The organism is Bradyrhizobium sp. 23 (assembly GCF_023073295.1).
GTDB classification, from domain to species: Bacteria; Pseudomonadota; Alphaproteobacteria; order Rhizobiales; family Xanthobacteraceae; genus Bradyrhizobium; species Bradyrhizobium canariense_D.
The window spans coordinates 1-918 of the sequence record NZ_JADPJF010000030.1 but is presented as its reverse complement, the minus strand read 5'-3'; the positions used below and the strand labels follow the sequence as shown (position 1 = coordinate 918).

Genomic DNA, 918 nt, shown 5'->3' with positions numbered 1-918 from the left:
TGGTCCAGGGCGACCATCCTCGCACGCGACACCAAAAACACTCGCTGATTGACGCTCCGCGACAATCAGAGCGAACAAAACTCTGCGCGCGACAATCATCGCGGCAATCATCACATCGCCGCGACACCGACTCGCCATCCTGATTGTCGCGCGCTTCCCATCCAGATTGTCGCGCTATAGGATGGCGGCGATCACGCGGCATTGGTGAGGAAGAACCGCACCGGCGAGCACCGCTGGAGCACCGCGGCAGATGTGGTCGATCTCGTTCGTGTCCTCGCGCGTCAGATGCCCGACAGCACCATCGCCGCGGTTCTCAACCGCGCCAGTAAGTCGACGGGGCGGGGCAACAGTTGGACCCGTGTCCGCGTTCGCAGCCTGCGCAACCAACACGCGATCGCCGCCTACCGAGAGGGCGAGCGCGCCGAGCGTGGAGATGTCACTTTGGACGAAGCTGCAACTGCGTTGAAAGTCAGTCCTTCGACGGTTCGCCGTCTGATCGAAGAACAGAGCTTGCCTGCGCAGCGGCTGTGCAAAGGCGCACCGTGGATGATCAAAGCGGTTGATCTGGAACATCCCGATGTCAAGCGCGCCGCGCATGCGCGGCGGTTCCGGCGGCCATCGTCTGGCGATCCGGGTCAAAAGAGCTTCAACTCTAAGGGGGTAGCGAGATGGGCAGTATGAATCTGACTTGGGCGGCCGAAACAGCAACAAATTGGCGCCCTTCCCGAGCCAGCCGTCGCCAGCGGCAAGCGCGGTCACCTACGCTTTGGAGATCATCGGCACGGCCTCGAAGTCGAAGCTATCGAAGGTCTTTCCGGCCGGCAGCCGCGCCTCGACGAGATGGCGCTCGACGCGGCGGCGGCCGCGTTCGGCGATCTCGTGCTCGGCAATGGTGGCGAGGAAGCGGGCCGCCGGCCA

Annotated in this window: 1 protein-coding gene and 1 pseudogene; one reads left to right on the top strand and one right to left on the bottom strand. The window is 63.6% G+C overall.

Annotation, left to right across the window (positions count from 1 at the left end; genetic code table 11):
• Positions 1 to 204: 204 nt before the first annotated feature.
• Positions 205 to 681: a helix-turn-helix domain-containing protein gene (locus IVB32_RS04130; RefSeq protein WP_247409887.1), complete on the top strand. Its 477-nt coding sequence runs from the start codon at positions 205 to 207 to the stop codon at positions 679 to 681.
• Positions 682 to 690: 9 nt separating this feature from the next.
• Here IVB32_RS04130 and IVB32_RS04125 read toward each other — a convergent pair.
• Positions 691 to 918: pseudogene (locus IVB32_RS04125) on the bottom strand (ATP-binding protein); the annotation flags it as partial.